Here is a 21935-nt window from a genome sequence, read left to right as displayed (position 1 = left end):
ACGGCCCGTTCCTCTCATAACCCCCCCATGAAAATCAATCGCGCAAGCCGTCTTGCCCCGCTTATTTCCTGTGCAGCGATCGCGCTGCTCGCGTCCTGCTCGTCACCAGAGGTGGTCGCACCCGCACCGCGCCCGGTTGCAAGGCCTGCCCCGCCGCCGCAGCAGCCTGCGCCCGCACCGGCTGCCCCCAAAGACTGGCGCGATGCCTTGCAAACCCCCGGAAACTGGACGTATTCCGGCGGAATTGCGCGCTACGGATCACCCGGCGGCACACTTTTCGCACTGTCATGCAACCGCACTCAGGGTACCATCGCGCTGGTCCGCACCGGCAGTTCCGCCACCTCGCTACCCATGACCGTCGCCACCACCAGCGTGACCCAGGCGCTCTCAGTAGACCCCGCCCCCGGCGGTCAGCCGCAACTCATTGCGACACTGCGCGCAGGCGATCCGCTGCTCGATGCGATGGCGTTCAGTCGCGGAAGATTTGCAATCGAGGTCAATGGCTTGCCGACCCTGTACCTTCCGGCATGGGCAGAAATCGGACGCGCTATCGAGGATTGTCGCGGGCGCTAGGCCCTGAGCGAAGCAACGATACTGACGCCAAAAAAAATCAATGCAAGTCTTGTTGTTTTTCCTCGAATGACTCACATTGATGTCAAGGTCGATGGGTCAATGGTCCCCCGGCTCAGTCGCTCGCAAGGGCGGCGAAACAGGCTCAACAGCGCGAAAGGAGGTGATCCGATGTCTCATGGTTCAGCACAGAGGTCGGTACAGTCCCGCGCGAGGCATTATCGCTGAGTTTCGATTAAGCGATAGAGGCTTCGTGGGCGGCACTTCCGGCCGCTGACCATGCGAAGGGCCGCCCCGGACTGACCGGTGCGGCCCTTCACATTTATTACATAACACTTGCCTTCTGCGCAACAATAGTACACGGCGCGCTATCCGCCGACTCCAGCGCAAGGACGCATTCCATGGCGACTACCGCCGAAACCAGCCTTTCCTTCACCCGCCACCCGCATCCGGCGCCTGTCGCCGCCGATGTGCGCAATGCGGTACTGGCTGATCCCGGTTTTGGCCGCGCGTTCACCGATCATATGGTGGAGATCGACTACACCGAGGGAACCGGCTGGCATGACGCGCGCGTCATCCCTTATGGCCCGATCCCGCTCGATCCCGCTGCTGCCGTTCTCCACTATGCGCAGGAAATCTTCGAGGGACTGAAAGCCTACCGCCTCGCCGATGGCGGCATCGCGCTGTTTCGGCCCGAAGCCAACGCCGCGCGCTTCAACGCCTCGGCCCGTCGCCTCGCCATGCCCGAGCTGCCCGAAGACCTGTTCGTCGAAGCGGTGCGCCAGCAGGTCCTCGCTGACAAGGACTGGTTCCCCAGCATTGAGGGCGGGTCGATGTACCTGCGCCCGTTCATGTTCGCGACCGAAGCGTTCCTCGGCGTGCGCCCGGCCAAGGAATACAAGTTCCTCGTCATCGCCAGCCCCGCTGGCAATTACTTCAAGTCGGGCGCGCCTGCGGTTTCGATCTGGGTCAGTGACTACACCCGCGCGGCCCCCGGCGGCACCGGCGCTGCCAAGTGCGGCGGCAACTACGCCGCCAGCCTGGTTCCCACCGCCGAAGCCTTTGCGCGCGGGCACGACCAGGTGTTGTTCCTCGATGCCGCCGAACACAAGTGGGTCGAGGAACTGGGCGGGATGAACCTGTTCTTCGTGTTCGACGATGGCTCGATCCTGACGCCCGAACTGACTGGCACGATCCTGCCCGGCATCACCCGGTCGAGCCTGCTGACGCTGGCCGCCGAAGAAGGCCTGACCGTGCGCGAGGGCCGCTACAGTCTGGATCAGTGGAAGGCCGATGCCGCATCGGGCAAGCTGATCGAAACTTTCGCCTGCGGCACGGCAGCGGTCGTGACGCCGGTCGGCAAGGTCGCGGGACAAGCGGGCGAATTCACGATCGGTTCGGGCGGCCCCGGCCAGTTGACGCAAAGCTTGCGTCGCAAGCTGGTCGGCATCCAACGCGGAGAGATCGCCGATACGCACGGCTGGGTTAAGCGGATCGCCTGATGCACTACAATTAGGCTTGCTCCCCCGCGAAGGCGGGGGAGCGGCAGATTTGAACGCGCCTCAGAAATCGAACTGCGCGCGCATCCCGACAACGTCGGCGTTGTAGGACCGGTCCGTCCCCGCCAGCACCGCAGCGTCGTTCACCCACAGGTGCCCATAGTCCAGCAGGAAGCGCACGTAGTCCGTCGGCACCCATAGCAACGACGCGCCCACCAGTTGCTGACGTCCGCCGACGACGCCGGCATCGTTGAGATCGAGCCAGTCGTAGCGCAGGTTCGCCTGCACTGCGCCGAGGCCGCCCTTTTCCACCGGGTTCTTCGGCTTGATCCGCCCCGGCGCGCCTTCGTTCATGCGATAGGGCAGCGTATCGCCCTTGGTCAGGAACAGGCCCGCCTCGGCATAACCGCCATTGAATGTCGGATCAGCGATGCCACCGGGCCGATTGACCTCCATCCACTGCGATTCCGCCGTGAAATGGAGCGGGCCACCGGTCCATGCCAGTTCCAGCCCGTAGTTCGTTTCTGAAAGCGCGCTGATCGCCTTGGTATCGACGAAGCGCACGTCGGTGGTGTGGGTGAACGGCCGCGCGCGGTAGCGCACGGTGGCATAACCCTCGTTGAGATCGTGGTAATGTGCCGAACCGCCGATGTGCATCTGCCCACCCAGCAGCCTGGGCTGCAGCGCAAAGCGTCCATCGATCGAATAGCTGTTATCGCTGTCGGTATTGAGGTCGGTGACGTTGTCGGTGAACACCCCGACTTGTGCGAGGATCATGCCCTTCTGATATTGCGCAGACAGGCCCAACCTCCGTTCAAATCCGAACGCAGTGTTGAACGATCCGCGCTCCATGAAGCTGGTGAACAGATCAGACTCAGTGTCCTCCATCGATTCGAACGGCTTGTGCTGGCCCAGCGTAATCACGACGTTCTTGATGCCGGTGTAATTCATGTAGACGTCGGTGGGATCGATCGTGCTGTTGGCAATATCGGCCTCGATGCGATAGCCGAAATTGCCCGGGATCGTCCCTTCGACGCCCAGATAGGCTCGGCGGAATTCCGACGCGAGTCCCAGGCTCTTGCTGCCGATCGACGAAGGCGCGGAAACCGAGGCCGTATCGATTTGCAGACGCCCGCGCGGCTTGAAGCTCCACTTGCCAGCCTTGGGATTTTTCGGATCGACCGGAGCTTCGATGCGCGGTCCGCCGTCCCAGGCAATGCTGACAGGCGGCTTGCCCGTGACCGATGGCGGCGGCAGCGCGGCAACCGCCGTGGCAGTGGCATCGGTCTTGGCCCGCGCTTCGGACAACTGGCCCTGAAGCGTGGCGATCTGGGCCTGCATCGCCTGCATCGCATCCATCTGGCTCTGCATCTGCGCCTGCATCTGCTGAAGCTGCGTCTGCAGCGCGGCAAGATCCGGGCTAGCGGTTGCAGCCTGCGCCGGGATTGCCCAGCCAGCCGCACAGGCAAGCGCAGTGATGGAGGCGCGCGTCGCGAACTTCATGATGATTCCTCGGTCATGCCCTCGCGGGCTCTGGCGGTTCTGCGTTCAATTATGTCCGTTGTGTTACATTTTGTTGACGGTGGTCTTGCTGAATTGTCGCCAATGCCTGCAAATCCGGGTGAGGTTGCCTTACCCGACACCACGTGGCATCGCTTTGCACCAGTTAACCGCGCAGTTACGCGGACAGAGGAGACCCGTTGCGATGACCATTTCCTTCGAAGGCCGCGTGGCGATCGTAACCGGTGCCGGTGGCGGGCTTGGCCGCGCTTATGCGTTGGAATTGGCCAAGCGCGGGGCCAAGGTCGTGGTCAACGATCTGGGCGGCGCGCGCGATGGCAGCGGCCATTCTGACGCCGCGCTCAAGGTGGTCGAGGAAATCGAGGCCATGGGCGGCGAGGCGATGTCGAATGGCGGCTCGGTCAGCGAATACGAACAGATGGTCGAGATGGTCGCCCGCGCCAAGGAGCGCTGGGGCGGCGTGCACGTGCTGATCAACAACGCGGGCATCCTGCGCGACAAGAGCTTCACCAAGATGGAGCCCGCCGATTTCGAGATGGTCGTACGCGTCCACCTGATCGGCTCGGCCTTCGCCACCAAGGCATGCTGGGACCTGATGCGCGAGCAGAACTACGGCCGCATCCTGATGACTGCGTCGTCTACCGGCCTGTTCGGCAACTTCGGCCAGGCCAACTACGGCGCGGCCAAGCTTGGTTTGGCTGGCCTCACCAAGACGCTCTACCTCGAAGGCGCCAAGAACAACATCAAGGTCAACACGCTGGCCCCCGTCGCCGCCACGCGCATGACCGAGGACATCTTCCCCGAAGAAGCCTTCAAGCTGTTCGGCCCGGAAAACGTAGTGCCAGCCGCGCTCTATCTGGTGTCCGAGGACAGCCCCACCAACGCCATCGTCGGCGCAGGCGCGGGCGGCTACCACTCGGCATGGGTGACGATGAACAAGGGCGTGCTGCTGCCGCCCGCGGAACGCACGGTCGAAGGATTTGCCGCGAACTGGGACAAGATATCGGACCGTGCGGGGGATTTCGTGCCGCAATCAGGCGCGGAGCAGAGCGCGGTAATCATCGCTCAGTTGCAAGCAGCGATGAAAGGGTAAGCGCCCCAGCCGAATTAGGCCAAGTGCAGCACCACTACGATCCCGCTCGTGGGCACATGCGATCCCAACAGCATACGCAGCGCATCGGCCCGCGCACGCGCCAGTATCTCTGGCGCAACGCCCGTGTCGTGAACAACAACATCCGCCTGCCCGAGCAACCGCGCGGCGCGGAGCGTGAGGTCCTCTGGATCATTTGAAGTCAGAACGATCTCAAACCGCCCAGACTGACCCTCCGCGCCTGACGCCAGCCAGTCGCGGACCTTCGCCTCGCTCCCGGCGCGGAACAGGTCGAGTTCTCCGCCTTCGTCCAGCGCGGCATCCAGCGCGCGCCTTCGATCCGCCACTGACGCCCACCGGGCGCGCATCCCATCGCGCGCATCTTCCAACGCACGCGCCAATGCGCCCAGTCTCTGCGGCAACATCCGTTCCAAGCGCAGCCGCAGGATCTTGGCGAGACCCGCCGACGCCCCGCCCGTTCCAACCGCGATCAGCACCGGGTCGCGATCCAAAATAGAAGGCGTCGTGAAATCACACAGTTCGGGCCGGTCGACGACGTTGACCAGCAGCCCGGCGCAGCGCAGGCGGATCGCGTCGCCCTCGGCCATCGCCGGATTTTCGTGCGCGATGAAGGCCAGGCGCGCGCCGCTGTCGATCCCCTCGGCGATGTCGCGGACGATCACCCCGCCTGCACGTTCGATCAGGCGCTGTTTGGCGTCTGCCGCGTCCCCCTCGCCCAGCAGGATTACCGGCTGGCCCGCGATGCGGTGGAAGAGGGGGAGCGACTTCATGGCTTAGTTGAGGAAGTCCGCGACGCGTTCCGCCGCGAGAATGGTGGCCGGGTCGATGCGGTCCGCAACCACAGCCCACTTGTCGCCATCGACCATCACTTCGGGCACCAGGGGCCGCGAGTTGTAAGTGTTGGCCATCGTAGCGCCATAAGCCCCGGCGGTGCGGAAAACCGCGAGATCGCCGCGTCCGACCTTGTCGATGGTGCGCGCCATCGCGAAAGTGTCCGAGCTTTCGCAAATCGGGCCGACAATGTTCGCGGTGAAGGTCTCGCCGTTGGGCTGAACTGCTGCGAAATCATGCCAGGCATCGTAGAGCGCCGGTCGCGCCAGATCGTTCATCGCGGCATCGACCACGACCCATGGATTGCTCGCGCCTTCCTTGACCCGGATGACCTCGGTCACCAGCACGCCGGTGTTTCCGGTGATCACGCGACCCGGCTCGAACATCAGCGTCACGCCCCAGTTGCCGGTGACGCGCGCGACCATCGCGGCATATTCCTCGGGCTGCGGGAAGACTTCGCCCGCCTTGTAGGGCACGCCGATCCCGCCGCCCAAGTCCATGTGCGTGACGGTGTGGCCCGCCGCGCGGATCTGCTCCATAAGCCCGCCAACCTTCGTGAAGGCGGCTTCGAGCGGGTCGAGCGATGACAACTGACTGCCGATGTGCAGCGTGAGGCCCCGCATATCCAGCCCCGGCGTCCCCGACAGCCGCGCGTAGATCGCTGCTGCCCGGTCGAACGGGACGCCGAACTTGTTCTCCGCCTTGCCCGTCGAAATCTTGCCATGCGTTCCGGCATCGACATCGGGGTTCACCCGCAAGGCGGCAGAGGCGACGTTGCCCATCGATGCGGCGATCTCGGCGAGTTCCAGCCCTTCTTCCTCGCTCTCGAGGTTGAACTGGCCAATCCCGGCCTCGATCCCCCGGCGCATTTCAGCCGCGGTCTTGCCCACGCCTGAAAACACGATGCCATCGGGCACCATGCCTGCAGCCAGCGCGCGCTCCATCTCTCCGCCCGAAACAACGTCAGCGCCATAGCCTTCCGCCGCCAGCACCTTGAGCACGGACAGGTTGGGGTTCGACTTGACTGCGAACGCGATCTTCGCATTGCGCAAGATGCCCAGCGCATCGCGGAACACACGCGCGTGGCGCGTCAGCGTTGCGCGCGAATAGACATAGACGGGCGTGCCCACTTCAGCCGCAATCGCTGGCAAGGGCACGTCTTCGGCATGCAGCACGCCGTTGTTCAGTTCAAAATGATCCATCGGAAAATCTCAGTTTTCGGGAGGCAGGTCGAAGGGATCGTCTTCGCGATCCTGCGAGCGGCGACGCGGCTCGACATTGCGCGCAGGGGCAGCCTGCGCGGGCGGTTTAAGCAGGTCGTCCGAGTTCGGCTGGACTTCGCGGCCATAGGGGATCGGCGGCGTGCGCTGATCGGGCGCAAGCTTGAGTGGGGCACGGTTACCGCAGCCTGCAAGCGCAAGCGCGGCAAGGCCCGTCAGCAGAAGTGTGCGCAATACGCTCAAGCCTTGTCCTCCAGCCCCAGCGCTACACGCGCTTCGGCAACGCGCTTGCTTACCTCGTTCGGCGCGGTTCCGCCATGGCTGGCGCGCGAGGCGACGCTCGCGTCGACCGAGAGCGCAGCATAGACGCGGTCATCGATCCGCGCGTCGATCGCCTTGAGATCATCAAGCGGCAGCTGGTCGAGCGCGATACCGCGCGATTCGGCAAGCTTTACAGCCGAACCGGTGATGTGGTGCGCCTCACGGAACGGGATGTCGGCCTGCCGCACCAGCCAGTCGGCAAGGTCGGTGGCGGTAGCGTATCCCAGTTCCGCCGCGCTGCGCATCCGTTCGGTGCGGAACGTGGCCTCGGCGACCATCCCGGTCATCGCCGCGATCGACAGCGCGAGCAGCGATGCCGCCTCGAACACCGGTGGCTTGTCGTCCTGCATATCCTTCGAATAAGCGAGCGGCAGGCCCTTCATCGTGATCATCAGCGCGGTCAGGCACCCGACGATCCGGCCCGAATGCCCGCGCACCAGTTCGGCAGCATCGGGGTTCTTCTTCTGCGGCATGATCGAGCTGCCGGTCGAAAGGCTATCGGGCAGCGTGACGAAGCCGAACGGCTGGCTCGCCCAGATGATGAACTCCTCGGCCAGCCGCGACAGGTGCAGCGAGCATTGCGCGGCGGCCATCAGGTAATCCAGCGCGAAATCGCGGTCTGACACCGAGTCGAGGCTGTTGTCGGTCGGGCCATCGAAGCCAAGCGCCTCGGCCGTGCGAAAGCGGTCGATAGGAAAGCCGGTCCCGGCCAGCGCCGCTGCGCCCAAGGGGCTGCGGTTCATGCGGACGCGCGCGTCGGCAAAGCGCGAACGGTCACGCCCGGCCATTTCGTAATAGGCCATCAAGTGATGACCCAGCGTCACCGGCTGCGCGGTCTGCAGGTGGGTGAACCCGGGCATGATCGAGGCGGCGTGTTCGCCCGCTCGTGTGACGAGCGCGACCTGCAACTGCTTGAGCCCCAATTCGGCCTGATCCATCGCATCGCGCACCCACAGGCGGAAGTCGGTTGCAACCTGATCGTTGCGGCTGCGTGCGGTGTGCAGGCGTCCTGCCACCGGGCCGATCAGTTCGGCCAAGCGGCTCTCGGTGGTCATGTGGATGTCTTCGAGGTCCCAGTTTTCGGGGACTCCGCTGGCTTCGTATTCGGCGGCCACGGCATCGAGACCGCCTGCGATCAGGCCTGCATCCTCCACAGTGACGATGCCCTGTGCGGCGAGCATGTCCACATGGGCCTTTGACGCGGCGATGTCTTGCCGCCACAGCGCCTTGTCGAAGGGAATCGAGGCGTTAATCTCGCGCATGATGGCCGAAGGGCCGCCTGCGAAACGTCCTCCCCACATCTGGTTGGAGCCTGAATTGCCGCTCATCTCGTTCCGTTCGCCCCGATTGCTGCTGCTCGCGGCAGCGCTTGCCGCTGCGGGGTGCGATAGGCAAGCCGCTTCCGACGCGCAACCGCAGACGTCGGCGACTGCGGCGGAAACTGCGGCAAAGGGCGAATTCAACGGGACGCTCGATATTGCAAACCGTGGAACGGGAATGCCGGACTTCACGGTGACGGATCCTTCGGGAAAGTCGCTGAAGCTGCGTGATCTCAAGGGCACGCCGGTCTTGGTGAACCTGTGGGCGACATGGTGCGGGCCGTGCGTGCTGGAAATGCCGATGCTCGACAAGCTGGCTGCGGACAACGCTGGTAAGCTGCGCGTGCTGACCGTGTCGCAGGACATGGCCGGGAACGACAAGGTGGCGCAGTTCTTTGCCGAGAAGAAATTCGCCAAGCTCGAACCCTGGCTCGACCCCGACAACAACCTGGGCTTCCATTACCAGACTGGCCTTCTGCCAACGACCGTGCTTTACGATGCGCAAGGCAAGGAAGTTTGGCGCATGATCGGCGCGCACGACTGGTCGGGACCGCGCACGACGGCGATGCTGGCGGAGACTTTGGGGAAGTAGAGGAAGAACCCGACCCAAAGCACATACCTATCCAGATTGACAAACCCCGCCGCCTCTTTAGAGGGGCCAGCGGGCCACGCGGTCCCAACGCCGCGCGTGCTCTCTGCAAGGAGAGACTACATGACTGTTGGTTACCCGGCACGCAAACCTGCGCGCCCCTTCTTCTCGTCCGGACCCTGCGCCAAGCCGCCGGGTTACTCCCCCGAAAAACTCGCCACCGAATCGCTGGGCCGGTCACACCGCGCCAAGATCGGCAAGACGCGTCTGCAGTACAGCATCGACCTGATGCGCGAAGTGCTGCAGCTGCCCGATACGCACCGTATCGGCATCGTGCCCGGATCGGATACCGGCGCTTTCGAAATGGCGATGTGGACGATGCTGGGCGCCCGCCCCGTCACCACGCTCGCATGGGAATCGTTCGGTGAAGGCTGGGTGACCGACGCTGCCAAGCAGTTGAAGATCGAGCCCACGATCCTGCGCGCCGATTACGGCCAGATCCCCGACCTTTCTGCAATCGACTGGTCGAACGACGTGTTGTTCACCTGGAACGGCACCACCTCGGGCGTCCGCGTGCCGAACGCCGATTTCATCCCGGCCGACCGCCAAGGCCTGTCCTTCGCAGACGCCACCTCGGCGGTGTTCGCCTATGACATCGACTGGTCGAAGATCGACGTCGCCACGTTCTCGTGGCAGAAAGTCCTCGGCGGCGAAGGCGGCCACGGCGTGCTGATCCTCGGCCCCCGCGCGGTCGAACGGCTTGAGAGCTACACGCCTGCCTGGCCGCTCCCCAAGGTGTTCCGCCTCGTGTCCAAGGGCAAGCTGGCCGAAGGCGTGTTCAAGGGCGAGACGATCAATACCCCGTCGATGCTGGCAGTCGAAGACGCGATCTTCGCGCTCGAATGGGCCAAGGGTCTGGGCGGTCTCGAAGGGCTGAAGGCACGCAGCGACGCGAATGCCGCCGCGCTCGACAAGATCGTCGAGGAACGTTCGTGGCTCTCGCACTTGTGCGCCGATCCGGCAGCGCGGTCCAAGACCTCGGTCTGCCTCTCGGTCGAAGGCGCGGATGCAGACTTCATCAAGAAGTTCGCTGCCCTGCTCGAAAAGGCTGACGCCGCCTATGACATCGCCGGATACCGCGATGCCCCGGCAGGCCTGCGCATCTGGTGCGGCGCGACCGTCAACGCCGAGGACATCGCTGACCTCGGCCCGTGGCTCGACTGGGCCTACGAGTCGGTGAAAGCCGAGCTGGCTGCGGCTTAAACGTTAAGCCCTCTCTCCTTCAGGGGAGAGGGTTGGGAGAGGGGACTTCCCCTTACTCCCCTAACTTTTCAACCATTTCAGGGCCGGGTAGCGGCATTCCCCCTCTCCCCGGCCCTCTCCCCTGAAGGGGAGAGGGAGACATTTATGACCAAGCCCAAAGTTCTCATCTCCGACAAGATGGACCCCAATGCCGCCCGCATCTTCACCCAAATGGGCTGCGACGTTGACGTGATTACCGGTGAAACACCCGAACAGCTGATCGCCCGCATCGGTGAATATGATGGCCTCGCCATCCGTTCGTCCACCAAGGTGACCAAGGAAATCCTTGCCGCTGCCACCAACCTCAAGGTCATCGGCCGCGCCGGGATTGGCGTCGATAACGTCGATATCCCGGCAGCCTCGGCGCAGGGCGTGGTCGTGATGAACACCCCGTTCGGCAATTCGATCACCACTGCCGAACACGCCATCGCACTGATCTTCGCGCTCGCCCGCCAGATCCCCGAAGCCAACGCGCAGACCCAGGCTGGCACCTGGCCGAAGAACGGCTTCATGGGCGTTGAAGTCACCGGCAAGACACTGGGCCTGATCGGCGCGGGCAACATCGGCTCGATCGTCGCCAGCCGCGCGCTCGGCCTGCGGATGAAGGTCGTCGCGTTCGATCCGTTCCTGACGCCTGAGCGCGCCATCGAAATGGGCGTCGAAAAGGCCGATCTCGATACGCTGCTGGCAAAGGCCGACTTCATCACGCTGCACACGCCGCTGACCGACCAGACGCGCAACATCCTCAGCCGCGAAAACCTTGCCAAGACCAAGAAGGGCGTGCGCATCGTCAACTGCGCGCGTGGCGGTCTGATCGATGAAGCCGCGCTGAAGGATGCACTCGATTCGGGTCAGGTCGCGGGCGCCGCGCTCGACGTGTTCGAGGTCGAGCCTGCCAAGGCCAGCCCGCTGTTCGGCACGCCCAACTTCATCTGCACCCCGCATCTGGGCGCCAGCACCAACGAAGCGCAGGTCAACGTCGCGCTGCAGGTGGCCGAACAGATGGCCGATTTCCTCGTGACCGGCGGCGTCACCAACGCGCTCAACATGCCTTCGCTCTCTGCCGAGGAAGCGCCCAAGCTCAAGCCCTACATGGCACTGGCCGAAAGCCTCGGTTCGCTGGTGGGCCAATTGGCGCATGACAACCTGACCAAGATCTCGATCGAGGTCGAAGGTGCTGCTGCACAGCTCAACCAGAAGCCGATCACCGCAGCGGTTCTGGCTGGCCTGATGAAGCAGTATTCGCAGACGGTGAACATGGTCAACGCGCCGTTCCTGGCCAAGGAGCGCGGGCTGGATGTGCGCGAAGTGCGCCATGATCGCGAGGGCGTGTATCATACGCTGGTGCGCGTCACGGTCAGCACGGCGCAGGGCGATCGCTCGGTAGCAGGCACGCTGTTCGGCAATGGCCAGCCGCGTCTGGTCGAGATCTTCGGCATCGGCATCGAGGCTGATCTCGACGGCGACATGCTCTACATCGTCAACTCCGACGCGCCGGGCTTCATCGGTTCGATCGGCACATTGCTGGGTCAGGCCGGGATCAACATCGGCACCTTCCACCTCGGCCGCCGCGATGCCGGTGGCGAAGCCGTGCTGCTGCTCTCGGTCGACAGCCCGGTCAGTGCCGACGTGCTGAAGAAGGCCTGCGAATTGCCGGGCGTCCGCGTGGTCAAGGCGCTGAAGTTCGGCTGAGTTTGCTAGGTCAGAAGCCCACCCCCAACCCCTCCCGCTTGCGGGAGGGGGACAAGGAAGGGCCGCACTTCTTCTCCCCTCCCGCCTGCGGGAGGGGTCGGGGGTGGGCATCCGCCCTCTCGACCAAACACAACCCACCCGCATCGACACACCGCAAACTTCCCGCTAAGCGCCCCGCCATGAGCGACGCCAATTCCGATCTGCTGCCCGAGGGCCTCGAAGACCGCCTGCCGCGCGATGCGGCCACGGCAACGCGCGTGATGCGCGCGATCCAGACCGCGATGCACGGCCACGGCTATGACCGGGTCATGCCACCCTCGATCGAATTCGAACGCAGCCTTGCCTCGCGCATGGCGGGCATCCAGAGCCGCCGCATGTTCCGCTTCGTCGATCCGCTGTCCTTGCGGATGATGGCGCTGCGCAGCGACTACACCCCACAGATCGGCCGTATCGCCGAAACCCGCCTCGCCGAAGCGCCGCGCCCGTTGCGCCTGTGCTATGCAGGCCAAGTCGTCACGATCAAGCCAGATGGCCTGAACCCCGCGCGCGAAAAGCTGCAGTGCGGTGCCGAACTCATCGGCGCGGATAATGTCGCCGCCGCTGCCGAGATCGTCGCCATCGCCATCGAGGCGCTGCAGGCCGCAGGCGCAAGCGGCGTCAGTGTCGATTTCACCCTGCCCGACCTGGTCGATACGTTGGCCGAAAAAGCCCTGCCGCTGGAGCCGTCGCAAATCGAAGCCGTCCGCCGCGAACTCGACACCAAGGACGCAGGGGGCCTGCGCGATGTCGGCGGCGAGGCCTACGTCCCGCTGCTCTACGCCACCGGCGAATTCGATGCGGCAATCGAGAAACTGTCCGCCATCGACGCAGGCGGCGCCCTCGCCAGCCGCATCAAGGCCTTGCGCGAAATCGCCGCAAGCCTGAACGGCACCGCGCGCCTGACGCTCGACCCGAGCGAACGCCACGGCTTCGAATACCAGACCTGGTTCGGCTTCACCCTCTACGCCCAAGGCGTACGCGGCCCCGTAGGCCGCGGCGGCACCTACCGCATCGCAGGGTCGGGCGCAGGCGAAGCCGCCACCGGCTTCTCGCTCTACCCCGACGCGCTGATCGACGTGATTGCGGCAAACGAACCCGCAGAAGACCGCGTGTTCCTGCCGCTGGGGCATGATCGCGATGAGGCAGCGCGGTTGCGCTCAATCGGATGGCGGACGGTTGCGGCTTTGTCGGATGCGGATAGCGCCGAGGCGCTTGGGTGCACGCATGTGTTGGGCGCGGGTGGGCCGGAGAACGTTTGACCCAAATCCGTTCGTGGGAAGCTCTGGTAGACGCGAGTACGTCAGGGGCATCACACAGCCCATCTCACCGACCGAGCGGTCGCCGTGCCATTTTCGTCGCCCCGGACTTGATCCGGGGTGAGGCTCTTTGTCTCGGCCTTAGGAGGTTCGTTTGCGCAAAGGTGCAAAGAGAAGGAAGGCGCGAAGAGTTTCTAAGAGAGACGCTTGCGCCGGATGACCGCTGCCGGTGCCGGAGTCACAGCTTCGCGCGATGGCAAAACAGTCCTTTGCGCCCTCCTTCTCTTCGCGCCTTAGTGCGGATCTCACCTCTGCGATCTCTGCGCGAAACAACGGAGCGCAGCCTCACCCCGCACCAAGTCCGGGGCGACGCGCCGCAACGTTTGTGCAACGCCACCTCCGTCACACACTTGACTTGCACGCGCATTCGCCCCTAACGCGCGCTCCGAAATCAGGGTGCCTGCCGCCCGTCAAAATCATCCGTTTCGCCGAGTCCTGTCGAAGGGCGCTACCGGATCCACCTTGGCAGGGTGGAGGAGTATATTCATGGCTAACGTAACCGTGATCGGCGCCCAGTGGGGCGATGAGGGCAAGGGCAAGATCGTCGACTGGCTCGCCAGCCGCGCCGATGCCGTCGTCCGCTTCCAGGGCGGCCACAACGCGGGCCACACGCTCGTCGTGGGCGAGCAGGTCTACAAGCTTTCGCTGCTGCCATCGGGCATCGTCACCGGCACGCTGTCGATCATCGGCAACGGCGTCGTGCTCGATCCCTGGGCGCTGAAGGCCGAGATCGAGAAGCTGACGGCGCAGGGCGTGGCGATCAACGCGGATAATTTCGCGATTGCCGACAATTGCCCGCTGATCCTGCCGCTGCACCGTGACCTCGATGGCCTGCGCGAAACTGCTGCAGGCTCGGGCAAGATCGGCACCACCGGGCGCGGCATCGGCCCGGCGTATGAAGACAAGGTCGGCCGCCGCGCGATCCGCGTTTGCGATCTGGCGCACCTCGATGCGCTCGATTCGCAGCTCGACCGGCTGTGTGCGCACCACGACGCACTGCGCGCAGGCTTCGGTCAGCCGCCGGTCGATCGCGATGCACTGGTCGCCGAACTGCGCGACATCGCGCCTTACGTGCTGCAGTTTGCCCAGCCGGTGTGGAAGCGCCTCAATCAGGTGCGCAAGGCCGGCGCGCGCATCCTGTTCGAAGGCGCGCAGGGCGTGCTGCTCGATGTCGATCACGGCACCTACCCCTTCGTCACCTCATCGAACACCGTCTCGGGCACGGCAGCGTCCGGTTCAGGCCTCGGCCCCAACGCCACCGGCTTCGTGCTCGGCATCGTCAAGGCCTATACCACACGCGTCGGTTCCGGCCCGTTCCCGACCGAACTGGAAGATGCCACCGGCCAGCGTCTGGGCGAGCGCGGCCACGAATTCGGCACGGTCACCGGGCGCAAGCGCCGCTGCGGCTGGTTCGATGCCGTGCTGGTGCGCCAGTCCTGCGCGATCTCGGGCGTCACCGGCATCGCGCTGACCAAGGTCGACGTGCTCGACGGCATGGAAAAGGTCAAGATCTGCACCGGATACCGCCTGCGCGGCAAGGTGCTCGACTACTTCCCCAGCCACGCCGCCGATCAGGCCGAAGTCGAGCCGATTTACGAGGAAATGGACGGCTGGGCCGGCACCACGGCGGGCGCACGTTCGTGGGCCGACCTGCCCGCACAGGCGATCAAGTACATCCAGCGCGTGCAGGAACTGATCGAAACGCCTGTCGCGCTGGTCTCGACCAGCCCGGAACGCGAAGACACGATCCTCGTGCGTGATCCCTTCGTGGACTGACCCTCGAAGCCCTCTCTCCTTCAGGGGAGAGGGTCGGGAGAGGGCTTTCTTCTTCGATTCGCCGCAGGCCGATGCCGGAACGGTGACCGAGCCCCTCGCGCTCGGACGACTGCTTGCGTTTAGGCTTGGGGATGCCTGGCGCTGCCTCATGGCAATATCGTCTGCCTTCAAATACTTGCGTCAGAGCGCATACCCGCCAACGCTGCTTCTTGCTCCAAAACCGAGATAAATGATCTTGACCTGATCCCAGTTTGTTCCACACCTGTTCGCATAGGTGGAACTACTAAGGGGCAGATCACATGGGCCAGGCACTCGCACAGTTCGATTACGCGACTGATGACGTCGCGTTCATCAGTCCGCTGTCGCCGCTTGCCGTCGCAGTGTTTGCCGATCGCGGTTACGTGCGGGCCGAAATGGCCGAAGATGCCGCCGCAGCAGGCTTACGCGTCACACGTACCGCAGAACTGGGTGCGCTGATGGCAGAGGGCGAACAACCCTTGGGCGATCTCGTACTCGTCGATTGCCCGGTGCTTGAAGGCGCCGACATGGCGGCGCTCGCGCGGCTCGACATGCGCGTTGCGCGGTCGGGCGCTAAACTGGTCGTCTCCACCAGTATCGGCTCGCTCGACGATGTATTTGCTTGCCTCGATCAGTCCGATGCCCAGATCCTCGTCAGTCCCAGCCGCGCCGACCGGGTCATTGCACTGGGGCGTCTGCTACTGGCCGATGATTCACGCGTGCGCGAATTGTCCGATCACGATCGCATGTCCCTGCTGCGGCTGACCGAACAGGTTTCGCAGATCGCGCAGAAGCTCGAAACGCTGTCGGATGCGGGCAACCGTGAGGTTGTGGGAGCATCCGCGTTCAGCTTCGACGCCACCGGTGCGCGCGATCCGTCATCGCGGCTGGTGCGCAATACGCGGCCCGCGCTTCCCGATCCGCTGCTGGTGCGCAAGATCATCCGCCAGCGCCAGTTGCGCGCGCGCTTCTTCGATGGCGATCTGTTCGCCGACCCGGCTTGGGACATGCTGCTTGATCTCGCCGCCTCGCGCGCCGAACACAAGCGCGTTTCGGTCACATCGCTCTGCATCGCGTCGGGCGTCCCGCCGACGACGGCGCTGCGTTGGATCACGCAGATGACCGAAGCAGGCCTGTTCTGCCGCGCCGAAGACGAAAGCGACCGCCGCCGCGCGTTCATCACCCTGTCGGAAAAGGCGATCGACGCGGTGGCCCACTATTTCGCAGAGATCGGCACGATCGCCGCGCCAGTATAGGCCGGAGCCAGTTAGATAACGCCCGATGCCGTCGCTTGCGGCTGGGCGATGACCCGGCGCAGGCGATCGAGGATCGCTTGCTGGCTATCGCCTGGAAGAACCGCGTCGACGAAATCGCCATCGCGATCATAGACGAACGCTGATGTCGTGTGCTCAATCGTGTCCTCGCCGTTGGGCAGTTTGACATGCTTGACGAACACTGCCGCCTTGTCTGCTGCCCGGTCGATCGCCTCGGGCGTTCCCGTCAGCGCAATGACGGGCGCGTCGAAAGTGCTCACAAAAGTCTTGAGCCGTGCCGGCGTGTCATACTCCGGATCGATCGTGACGAAGATGATCGGGACATCCGCGGCGTCCCCCCCAAGGGTCCTGCGCGCGGCGATCAGCCTAGAGATCATCATGGGGCACATATCAGGACAGCGGGTAAATCCGAAATACATCACCGAAGGGCTGCCAATCAGCTCCTTGCGATCGAACGGCCTGCCATCGGCTGTCACAAGTCGGTACTGATCGATTGCCGTGTGGTTCAATCCGGGGCCGCCAGCGCGGGCAACCAACCAGACGGCCACGACTGCGCACATCAGAGCGATCGCGAGCACGATTGCGCCGCGCGCACGCTTGATCGTGGTTTCGCCTGATGACGTCATTGCTATTCGTTTATCAGACTGAAGGACAAAGTCACTCGACGGGATATCAGTCAGTCGGATTTAACGATTTTGTAAGTCATACTTGCCGTGCCATTCGCCGGTATCGAAACCGCCCAGATGCTGCGTCCATCCTTGCGCTGCAGCGTGCGTGACGACCCCGCCAGATGTGCAGACGCACTCACTGCGATCCGCGCCTCGAAGCGGATGGGGACCGGTCGGGCATTGCGCGCGACCAGCTCGATCGTACGCGACCGCTCATCCCCGCTCAACTCTTCGGTTTCAGCCGTCACCTGTGTCGATGCGGCCAGTTCGATCTCGACATCCTCGCCCTCGGCCTTGTCGGGCAAGCCGCCCTCGCCCGACAGCAGCATCGTGCCACCTTGCTCCTCGAACACCGCCACCGGACCACCCGGCAGGGGCAGCCCCAGACCTTCTTCCTTACGATTGCGGGTACGCAGCAACTGGCGGACATCACCGACGCTGTCGCCATAGACGTCGGCGCGATACAACGCCTCGAACTTCACGCCCTTTTTCTGCGCCAGCACAACCTGCTTCTGCGCCTTGGCCGCAACCGTTACCGGCACCGGCACGCGATACAACTTGAGGTCGCCTAGCCCCTCTTGCTGGACGCTGACGGGCGCGTTCATCTCCATCCGGCGCGCGGTAACCACGATATCTGCGGACTCCATCATCGCGGCGGGAGCCATGACCGGCATAGGTGGCGGCGGCGGCGGTGCGGGAGGCGGCACCAGCGATTGCAGGTAGCATTGCAGAATCAGCTCGCCACCGGTCGGTGCAACACCCGGCTCGGTATCCTCACGATTTACCTTGCCCGCGATTAGCGCCGTCTCCGCGTTGAAAAAACTTGTCGAATCGCTGCTAGCCAAAGTCACCCACGCCGCAACATCGGCTGTGCGCCCGTCCGGGTTCATCGCGATCACATAGTTCGTCTGCCAATCGAAACCCCACGCAAGGTACGACAGCGACACGGTGACATTCTGCGCGCTCGCCGCTTCGGTCTCGATCGACAGCGTCGGCCGCGCCGAAAGATCCGCCGGTACGCCGTCGTAGACCAGCGTGTCCTGACGCCCGGCGCAATTGGCCACCTCGAATCCCGCCGCCGTCTGGAGGATCGCCGCGCCGCCCGCCCCCGAACGGATCACCGCCCGTTCCTCGGTCACCTTCCCACTGCCGGGAAACGTACGCCGCACGATCACCGGGCGTCCGAACGCGCGGGCATAAAGGCTGCGCGGCGAAAGCAGATCGGCGTCGAGATTTTTCTCACGCACACCCGATGGCAAGCCGGTCACAATCGCGCTTTCGGGAAACAGCCCCGCCGCCACGCCCTCGAACCGGATCACGCTGCGCCCGGCGGGGATCGCCACTGTGCGTTTCTCGGTTACCAGCGCGTAGCCCTGCAGCCAGTCGAGATCCATCGCCTCGTCGCTGTCTCGATCGGGCGCACGATAGACGCTTACGGCAACGCTATCGGGCGCGACAGACGTGACCGTTCCTTGTGCAAGGACCGGCGTTGGAAGCGCCGCCAGCAACGCACCGAGAACCGCAACGCGGCGCATCGCCGGGCTCAATATCGCGTGTCGAACTGGACGCTCAGGACCGTCTCGCCATTGGCCGGAACCGGCACTTGCCAGACCCGCTCATCTGCCGAACGCTGTTCGCCCTTGATGCTCTCCGAAGGTACCCGCGCATCGTGCCACCAGTTGTCGAGGCCCGCCTGCACCACTTCGACCGTCACCGGCACAGCCTTGGCGTTGGTAACCTTGTACGTCATGGTCGTGCGCCAGAACTCCTTGGCGACGTCCACCGTCACCTCGCGCGTCGGCTGGCCGCTTGAGGTCACGCGATAGCGGACCGAGCGCTCCCATTCGCCGCTGTCGATCCGGTCGCGTTTTTCCAATACTGGCTGAACTTTCACATCGAAAGCCTCGCCGGTCTTGAGCGCGAGAGCGGACCCCATCGGGGTATGACCGATCGCGTTTTCACCAATGAATTGCGGCTGCCCACGCGCATCGCGCATGTACACGCGCACTGTCCCCGCAGGCAGGGCGTCACCAAGGCCTGCTTCCTTTGACGATGAAAACTTCAGCACGGTATCGGCGCTCTGCGCCTCGGTCTGGCTTTGCAGCCAGCCATTGCGGAAGTGATAGGCCTTCGCTGCAGGCGCACCCGCTACATCGAGAAAGCTGACCTGCTTCTGCTGTGCATTGGCGACCACCGTGCGCCCGTCGATCGGATAGAGGTAGAAATCGCCCAGCGTCTCGCGATTGGCGCTTTGCGTGCCCGGGCGGTTGCCGGGCATCACCGGGCGCGGGCGACGATAATCCTGTTGCGCGCCATCGCCGACTGCGCCCGCCACCAGCAGCACGCGCGCATTGTTGAACGTGGTGCCGCTGCTGTTGGTCAGCGTGATCCAGCCTTGCACATCGATCTTGCCCGCAGCCTCGTCGAACAGTGCGACATAATCCGCCTTCCAGCCGAACCCGCGCGACAAATAGTTAAGCGTCACGGGGCGGGCGCCGGGGCTGGTCGTGTCGAGTGTCACCGACAGCGTCGGGCGCGCGCGCAGACCGGCAGGCAGGCTCGGGAAAATCACACGCGCGCCATAGTTTTCCAGCACCTCGATCCGCTCGCCGATGCGCACCACGGTGCCGCCGTTGTTGGCCAGGATCGTCGCGTTCTCGCGCGTTTCCACACCCGTTGCCGGATTGGTGCGCACGATCGTCACTGTCTGGCCCACCGCCTTGTCGAGCAGCTTGTCGGGCGTCAGCAGATCGTAGTCGAAGTTCTGTTCGACAATCCCGGTGCCGCCTGCATTCAGCGTCACGGTCTCGGGCCGGATCGCCGCCGACACATCGGGGAATTCCTGACGCGTGCGCCCGAGCGGGAGGCTCATCTGCCGCACGTCCTGCACCAGCGCGAGATCGTTGTTGTAGATCGTCAGCGAGACATCGCCTTGCGCGGATCGGGTGTCCGCCTGCGCATGGGCCAACCCTGCGCTCGCCACAAATGTCGCCAGAACCGCCAACCTGCGCATCGCCACTCCCCTGTTTCCCACTGGCTATACGCTGCACGCGGCCAGATCAACGCAGGCTGAACGGTTGCGGCGCTAATGGATCGCTCTACAGAAGGATCATGCCCGAACCTGCCTCCATGCTTCATGACGGATTTCTCCTGCTCGGCTTCGCGCTGGCATTCGTGCTGATATTCCGGCGGCTTGGCCTGGGTGCGACCCTGGGCTACCTCGTCGCAGGCGCAGTCGTCGGACCGCAAGTGCTCGGGCTCGTCGGCGATGCCGAACAGAAGCTGGGCATCGCCGAACTTGGCATCACTCTGCTGCTGTTCCTCGTCGGGCTGGAACTGAACCCATCGCGGCTGTGGCGGATGAAGCGCGACATCCTCGGCCTCGGTCTGCTGCAAGTCGCGATCTGCGGTGTTGCGATCGCCGCAATGATCGGGCTGACGACCCACTTCAGCTGGGAGGCAGCCTTCGCGCTCGGCCTTCCGCTTGCCCTGTCATCGACCGCGCAGGTGCTGCCGATGCTGCAATCGTCGGGGCGCTTGCGCACTCCATTCGGCGAGCGCGCGTTCTCGATCCTGCTGTTTCAGGACCTGTCGATCATCCCGCTTATCACGATCATCTCGGTGATGAGCCGCAACCCCGCCGACGCTGGCGGCCCTCCGGGATGGCTGCTAGGCCTCTACACCGTGGGCGCGATCGCCGGACTGATCGCTGCCGGACGCTTCCTCATCCGCCCGCTGTTCCGCTTGATCGGCAACCTGGGTGAGCGCGAGATGTTCGTCGTCGCTGCACTGTTCACGGTCATGGCGTCGGCAGCGGTGATGGAAGTGCTCGGCCTGTCGACCGCATTGGGCGCGTTCATCGCAGGCGTCATGCTGGCTGACAGCCCCTACCGCCACGAACTCGAAGCCGATGTCGAACCGTTCCGTTCGATCCTGCTCGGCCTGTTCTTCCTCGCCGTCGGCATGATGCTAAACCTTGGCGCCATTGCCGAACGACCACTGTTCGTCATGGCCATGGCGGTGGGGCTTATCGCGATCAAGGGCAGCGTCATCTTCCTGATCGGCCTCGCGTTCCGCATGCCCTGGCGTGGAGCACTGGCGCTCGGCCTGCTGCTCAGCCAAGGCGGCGAATTCGGCTTCGTGCTTTTCGCGCAAGCGCAGCAGGGCCTGCTCATCGCCCCCGACGCGGCCAGCCTGTTCGGCGCGGTCGTCACCGTTTCGATGGCGAGCACCCCGTTCCTGATGATGGTCACCGCCCGCTTCCGGCGCGAGGCCGAAGTGGTCCCGGGGACGCGCGATGGCCCGCAGCCCGATGGCTCGAACGCAATCATTGTCGGTTTCGGGCGCTTCGGACAGGGCGTCAGCCAGATGCTGCTCGCCAGCAACATCCCGGTGACGATGGTCGATACCGATATCGAGATGATCGACGTCGCCGCAGGCTTCGGCGCGAAGGTCTATTTCGGCGATGGCACGCGGCTCGATCTGCTGCGTCAGGCCGGCGCGGATGAGGCCGAGATGATCTTCTTCTGCCTCGACGGCGACCAGATCACGCCCGAATTCGTCGAGGCGGTTCACGGCGCGTTCCCGCGTGCCGCGATCTACATTCGCGCCTACGACCGGCGCGCGCTGATCCGCTTGAAGGTCACGCCTGCCAAGGCGGTTGTGCGCGAAGTGCTCGAATCGGCGGTGCGCATGGCCCGGATCGCGTTGAAAGATGCCGGCCTGTCCGAAGAGGAGATCAACCGCTCCGAAGACATGTTCCGCGCCCGCGATCGCGAACGCTTGAAACTGCAGGTCGAATCCGGGGACGTCCGCACCGCGCGCGACAGGATAATCACCGAGCCTCAGGAACGAGGCGCCTGACCTGTC

At 64.3% G+C, this 21935-nt stretch carries 18 protein-coding genes; 10 read left to right on the top strand and 8 right to left on the bottom strand.

Annotated elements, in window-relative coordinates; translation table 11 throughout:
* Positions 1-27: 27 nt before the first annotated feature.
* Positions 28-573 carry a hypothetical protein gene (locus GGQ88_RS15085; RefSeq protein ID WP_221214692.1) on the top strand — a complete coding sequence of 182 codons (546 nt, stop codon included), beginning with the start codon at positions 28-30 and terminating at the stop codon, positions 571-573.
* 398 nt (positions 574-971) lie between these two features.
* A complete protein-coding gene (locus tag GGQ88_RS15080) occupies positions 972-2072 on the top strand; it encodes a branched-chain amino acid aminotransferase (RefSeq protein ID WP_183614265.1) in 1101 nt (366 codons plus the stop codon).
* Between the two features lie 60 nt (positions 2073-2132).
* On the opposite strand, the gene GGQ88_RS15075 is transcribed toward GGQ88_RS15080, so the two are convergent.
* Positions 2133-3572: an OprO/OprP family phosphate-selective porin gene (locus GGQ88_RS15075; RefSeq protein WP_183614264.1), complete on the bottom strand. Its 1440-nt coding sequence runs from the start codon at positions 3570-3572 to the stop codon at positions 2133-2135.
* A gap of 202 nt (positions 3573-3774) precedes the next feature.
* Between GGQ88_RS15075 and GGQ88_RS15070 the strand changes: the two genes are divergently transcribed.
* A complete protein-coding gene (locus GGQ88_RS15070; RefSeq protein WP_183614263.1) occupies positions 3775-4683 on the top strand; it encodes an SDR family NAD(P)-dependent oxidoreductase in 909 nt (302 codons plus the stop codon).
* A gap of 14 nt (positions 4684-4697) precedes the next feature.
* Here GGQ88_RS15070 and GGQ88_RS15065 read toward each other — a convergent pair whose 3' ends face one another.
* Genes GGQ88_RS15065 through argH form a run of 4 tightly spaced genes read right to left on the bottom strand, consistent with a single transcriptional unit; the run spans position 4698 to position 8401 of the window.
* Positions 4698-5471: a precorrin-2 dehydrogenase/sirohydrochlorin ferrochelatase family protein gene (locus GGQ88_RS15065; RefSeq protein ID WP_183614262.1), complete on the bottom strand. Its 774-nt coding sequence runs from the start codon at positions 5469-5471 to the stop codon at positions 4698-4700.
* A gap of 3 nt (positions 5472-5474) precedes the next feature.
* Positions 5475-6734, bottom strand: a complete 1260-nt coding sequence (gene lysA, locus GGQ88_RS15060) for a diaminopimelate decarboxylase (RefSeq protein ID WP_183614261.1) — start codon at positions 6732-6734, stop codon at positions 5475-5477.
* Between the two features lie 9 nt (positions 6735-6743).
* The gene (locus GGQ88_RS15055; RefSeq protein WP_183614260.1) at positions 6744-6995 is read right to left on the bottom strand and encodes a hypothetical protein; all 252 of its coding nucleotides are present in this window, start codon (positions 6993-6995) and stop codon (positions 6744-6746) included.
* Entirely contained in the window at positions 6992-8401 is a 1410-nt protein-coding gene (argH, locus tag GGQ88_RS15050; RefSeq protein ID WP_221214691.1) for an argininosuccinate lyase, read from the bottom strand. Before argH ends, GGQ88_RS15055 begins: the two co-directional genes overlap by 4 nt.
* Here argH and GGQ88_RS15045 point away from each other — a divergent pair.
* The 6 genes from GGQ88_RS15045 (at position 8391) to GGQ88_RS15020 (ending at position 16380) form a co-directional block, all read left to right on the top strand.
* Complete coding sequence (locus GGQ88_RS15045; protein ID WP_246386055.1) at positions 8391-8984, top strand: TlpA family protein disulfide reductase; 594 nt, start codon at positions 8391-8393, stop codon at positions 8982-8984. The two genes, argH and GGQ88_RS15045, sit on opposite strands and share 11 nt — an antisense overlap.
* Before the next feature lie 120 nt (positions 8985-9104).
* On the top strand, positions 9105-10244 hold the full coding sequence (locus GGQ88_RS15040) for a phosphoserine transaminase (protein ID WP_183614257.1): 1140 nt from the start codon (positions 9105-9107) through the stop codon (positions 10242-10244).
* A gap of 144 nt (positions 10245-10388) precedes the next feature.
* The gene (serA, locus tag GGQ88_RS15035) at positions 10389-11975 is read left to right on the top strand and encodes a phosphoglycerate dehydrogenase (RefSeq protein ID WP_183614256.1); all 1587 of its coding nucleotides are present in this window, start codon (positions 10389-10391) and stop codon (positions 11973-11975) included.
* 179 nt (positions 11976-12154) lie between these two features.
* Positions 12155-13273, top strand: coding sequence for an ATP phosphoribosyltransferase regulatory subunit (locus GGQ88_RS15030; protein ID WP_183614255.1), 1119 nt, complete (start codon positions 12155-12157; stop codon positions 13271-13273).
* Positions 13274-13816: 543 nt separating this feature from the next.
* Entirely contained in the window at positions 13817-15106 is a 1290-nt protein-coding gene (locus GGQ88_RS15025) for an adenylosuccinate synthase (RefSeq protein WP_183614254.1), read from the top strand.
* Positions 15107-15405: 299 nt separating this feature from the next.
* Positions 15406-16380, top strand: a complete 975-nt coding sequence (locus GGQ88_RS15020; protein ID WP_183614253.1) for a helix-turn-helix domain-containing protein — start codon at positions 15406-15408, stop codon at positions 16378-16380.
* 11 nt (positions 16381-16391) lie between these two features.
* On the opposite strand, the gene GGQ88_RS15015 is transcribed toward GGQ88_RS15020, so the two are convergent.
* From GGQ88_RS15015 to GGQ88_RS15005, 3 genes are read right to left on the bottom strand one after another with little or no spacing between them, the layout of a single operon-like run.
* Positions 16392-17024 (bottom strand): SCO family protein, encoded by a 633-nt coding sequence (locus tag GGQ88_RS15015; RefSeq protein WP_183614252.1) that lies wholly within the window; start codon positions 17022-17024, stop codon positions 16392-16394.
* A gap of 50 nt (positions 17025-17074) precedes the next feature.
* A complete protein-coding gene (locus GGQ88_RS15010) occupies positions 17075-18601 on the bottom strand; it encodes a DUF4139 domain-containing protein (RefSeq protein WP_246386053.1) in 1527 nt (508 codons plus the stop codon).
* 8 nt (positions 18602-18609) lie between these two features.
* Positions 18610-20079 (bottom strand): DUF4139 domain-containing protein, encoded by a 1470-nt coding sequence (locus GGQ88_RS15005; protein WP_183614251.1) that lies wholly within the window; start codon positions 20077-20079, stop codon positions 18610-18612.
* Positions 20080-20177: 98 nt separating this feature from the next.
* Here GGQ88_RS15005 and GGQ88_RS15000 point away from each other — a divergent pair, with 98 nt between their 5' ends.
* On the top strand, positions 20178-21929 hold the full coding sequence (locus GGQ88_RS15000) for a cation:proton antiporter domain-containing protein (RefSeq protein ID WP_183614250.1): 1752 nt from the start codon (positions 20178-20180) through the stop codon (positions 21927-21929).
* Positions 21930-21935 lie beyond the last annotated feature (6 nt).

The sequence above is a fragment of the Novosphingobium hassiacum genome (genome assembly GCF_014196055.1).
GTDB classification, from domain to species: Bacteria; Pseudomonadota; Alphaproteobacteria; order Sphingomonadales; family Sphingomonadaceae; genus Novosphingobium; species Novosphingobium hassiacum.
Note: the sequence above shows the minus strand (reverse complement) of the source record. Positions and strands in the feature narration are given on the sequence as shown.

Bases quoted from the DNA above. Each gene is read 5' to 3' on its own strand.
- GGQ88_RS15085 (WP_221214692.1), top strand. From the start codon at position 28: ATGAAAATCAATCGCGCAAGCCGTCTTGCCCCGCTTATTTCCTGTGCA.
- GGQ88_RS15080 (WP_183614265.1), top strand. From the start codon at position 972: ATGGCGACTACCGCCGAAACCAGCCTTTCCTTCACCCGCCACCCGCAT.
- GGQ88_RS15075 (WP_183614264.1), bottom strand. From the start codon at position 3,572: ATGAAGTTCGCGACGCGCGCCTCCATCACTGCGCTTGCCTGTGCGGCT.
- GGQ88_RS15070 (WP_183614263.1), top strand. From the start codon at position 3,775: ATGACCATTTCCTTCGAAGGCCGCGTGGCGATCGTAACCGGTGCCGGT.
- GGQ88_RS15065 (WP_183614262.1), bottom strand. From the start codon at position 5,471: ATGAAGTCGCTCCCCCTCTTCCACCGCATCGCGGGCCAGCCGGTAATC.
- lysA (WP_183614261.1), bottom strand. From the start codon at position 6,734: ATGGATCATTTTGAACTGAACAACGGCGTGCTGCATGCCGAAGACGTG.
- argH (WP_221214691.1), bottom strand. From the start codon at position 8,401: ATGAGCGGCAATTCAGGCTCCAACCAGATGTGGGGAGGACGTTTCGCA.
- GGQ88_RS15040 (WP_183614257.1), top strand. From the start codon at position 9,105: ATGACTGTTGGTTACCCGGCACGCAAACCTGCGCGCCCCTTCTTCTCG.
- serA (WP_183614256.1), top strand. From the start codon at position 10,389: ATGACCAAGCCCAAAGTTCTCATCTCCGACAAGATGGACCCCAATGCC.
- GGQ88_RS15030 (WP_183614255.1), top strand. From the start codon at position 12,155: ATGAGCGACGCCAATTCCGATCTGCTGCCCGAGGGCCTCGAAGACCGC.
- GGQ88_RS15025 (WP_183614254.1), top strand. From the start codon at position 13,817: ATGGCTAACGTAACCGTGATCGGCGCCCAGTGGGGCGATGAGGGCAAG.
- GGQ88_RS15020 (WP_183614253.1), top strand. From the start codon at position 15,406: ATGGGCCAGGCACTCGCACAGTTCGATTACGCGACTGATGACGTCGCG.
- GGQ88_RS15015 (WP_183614252.1), bottom strand. From the start codon at position 17,024: ATGACGTCATCAGGCGAAACCACGATCAAGCGTGCGCGCGGCGCAATC.
- GGQ88_RS15010 (WP_246386053.1), bottom strand. From the start codon at position 18,601: ATGCGCCGCGTTGCGGTTCTCGGTGCGTTGCTGGCGGCGCTTCCAACG.
- GGQ88_RS15005 (WP_183614251.1), bottom strand. From the start codon at position 20,079: ATGCGCAGGTTGGCGGTTCTGGCGACATTTGTGGCGAGCGCAGGGTTG.
- GGQ88_RS15000 (WP_183614250.1), top strand. From the start codon at position 20,178: ATGCCCGAACCTGCCTCCATGCTTCATGACGGATTTCTCCTGCTCGGC.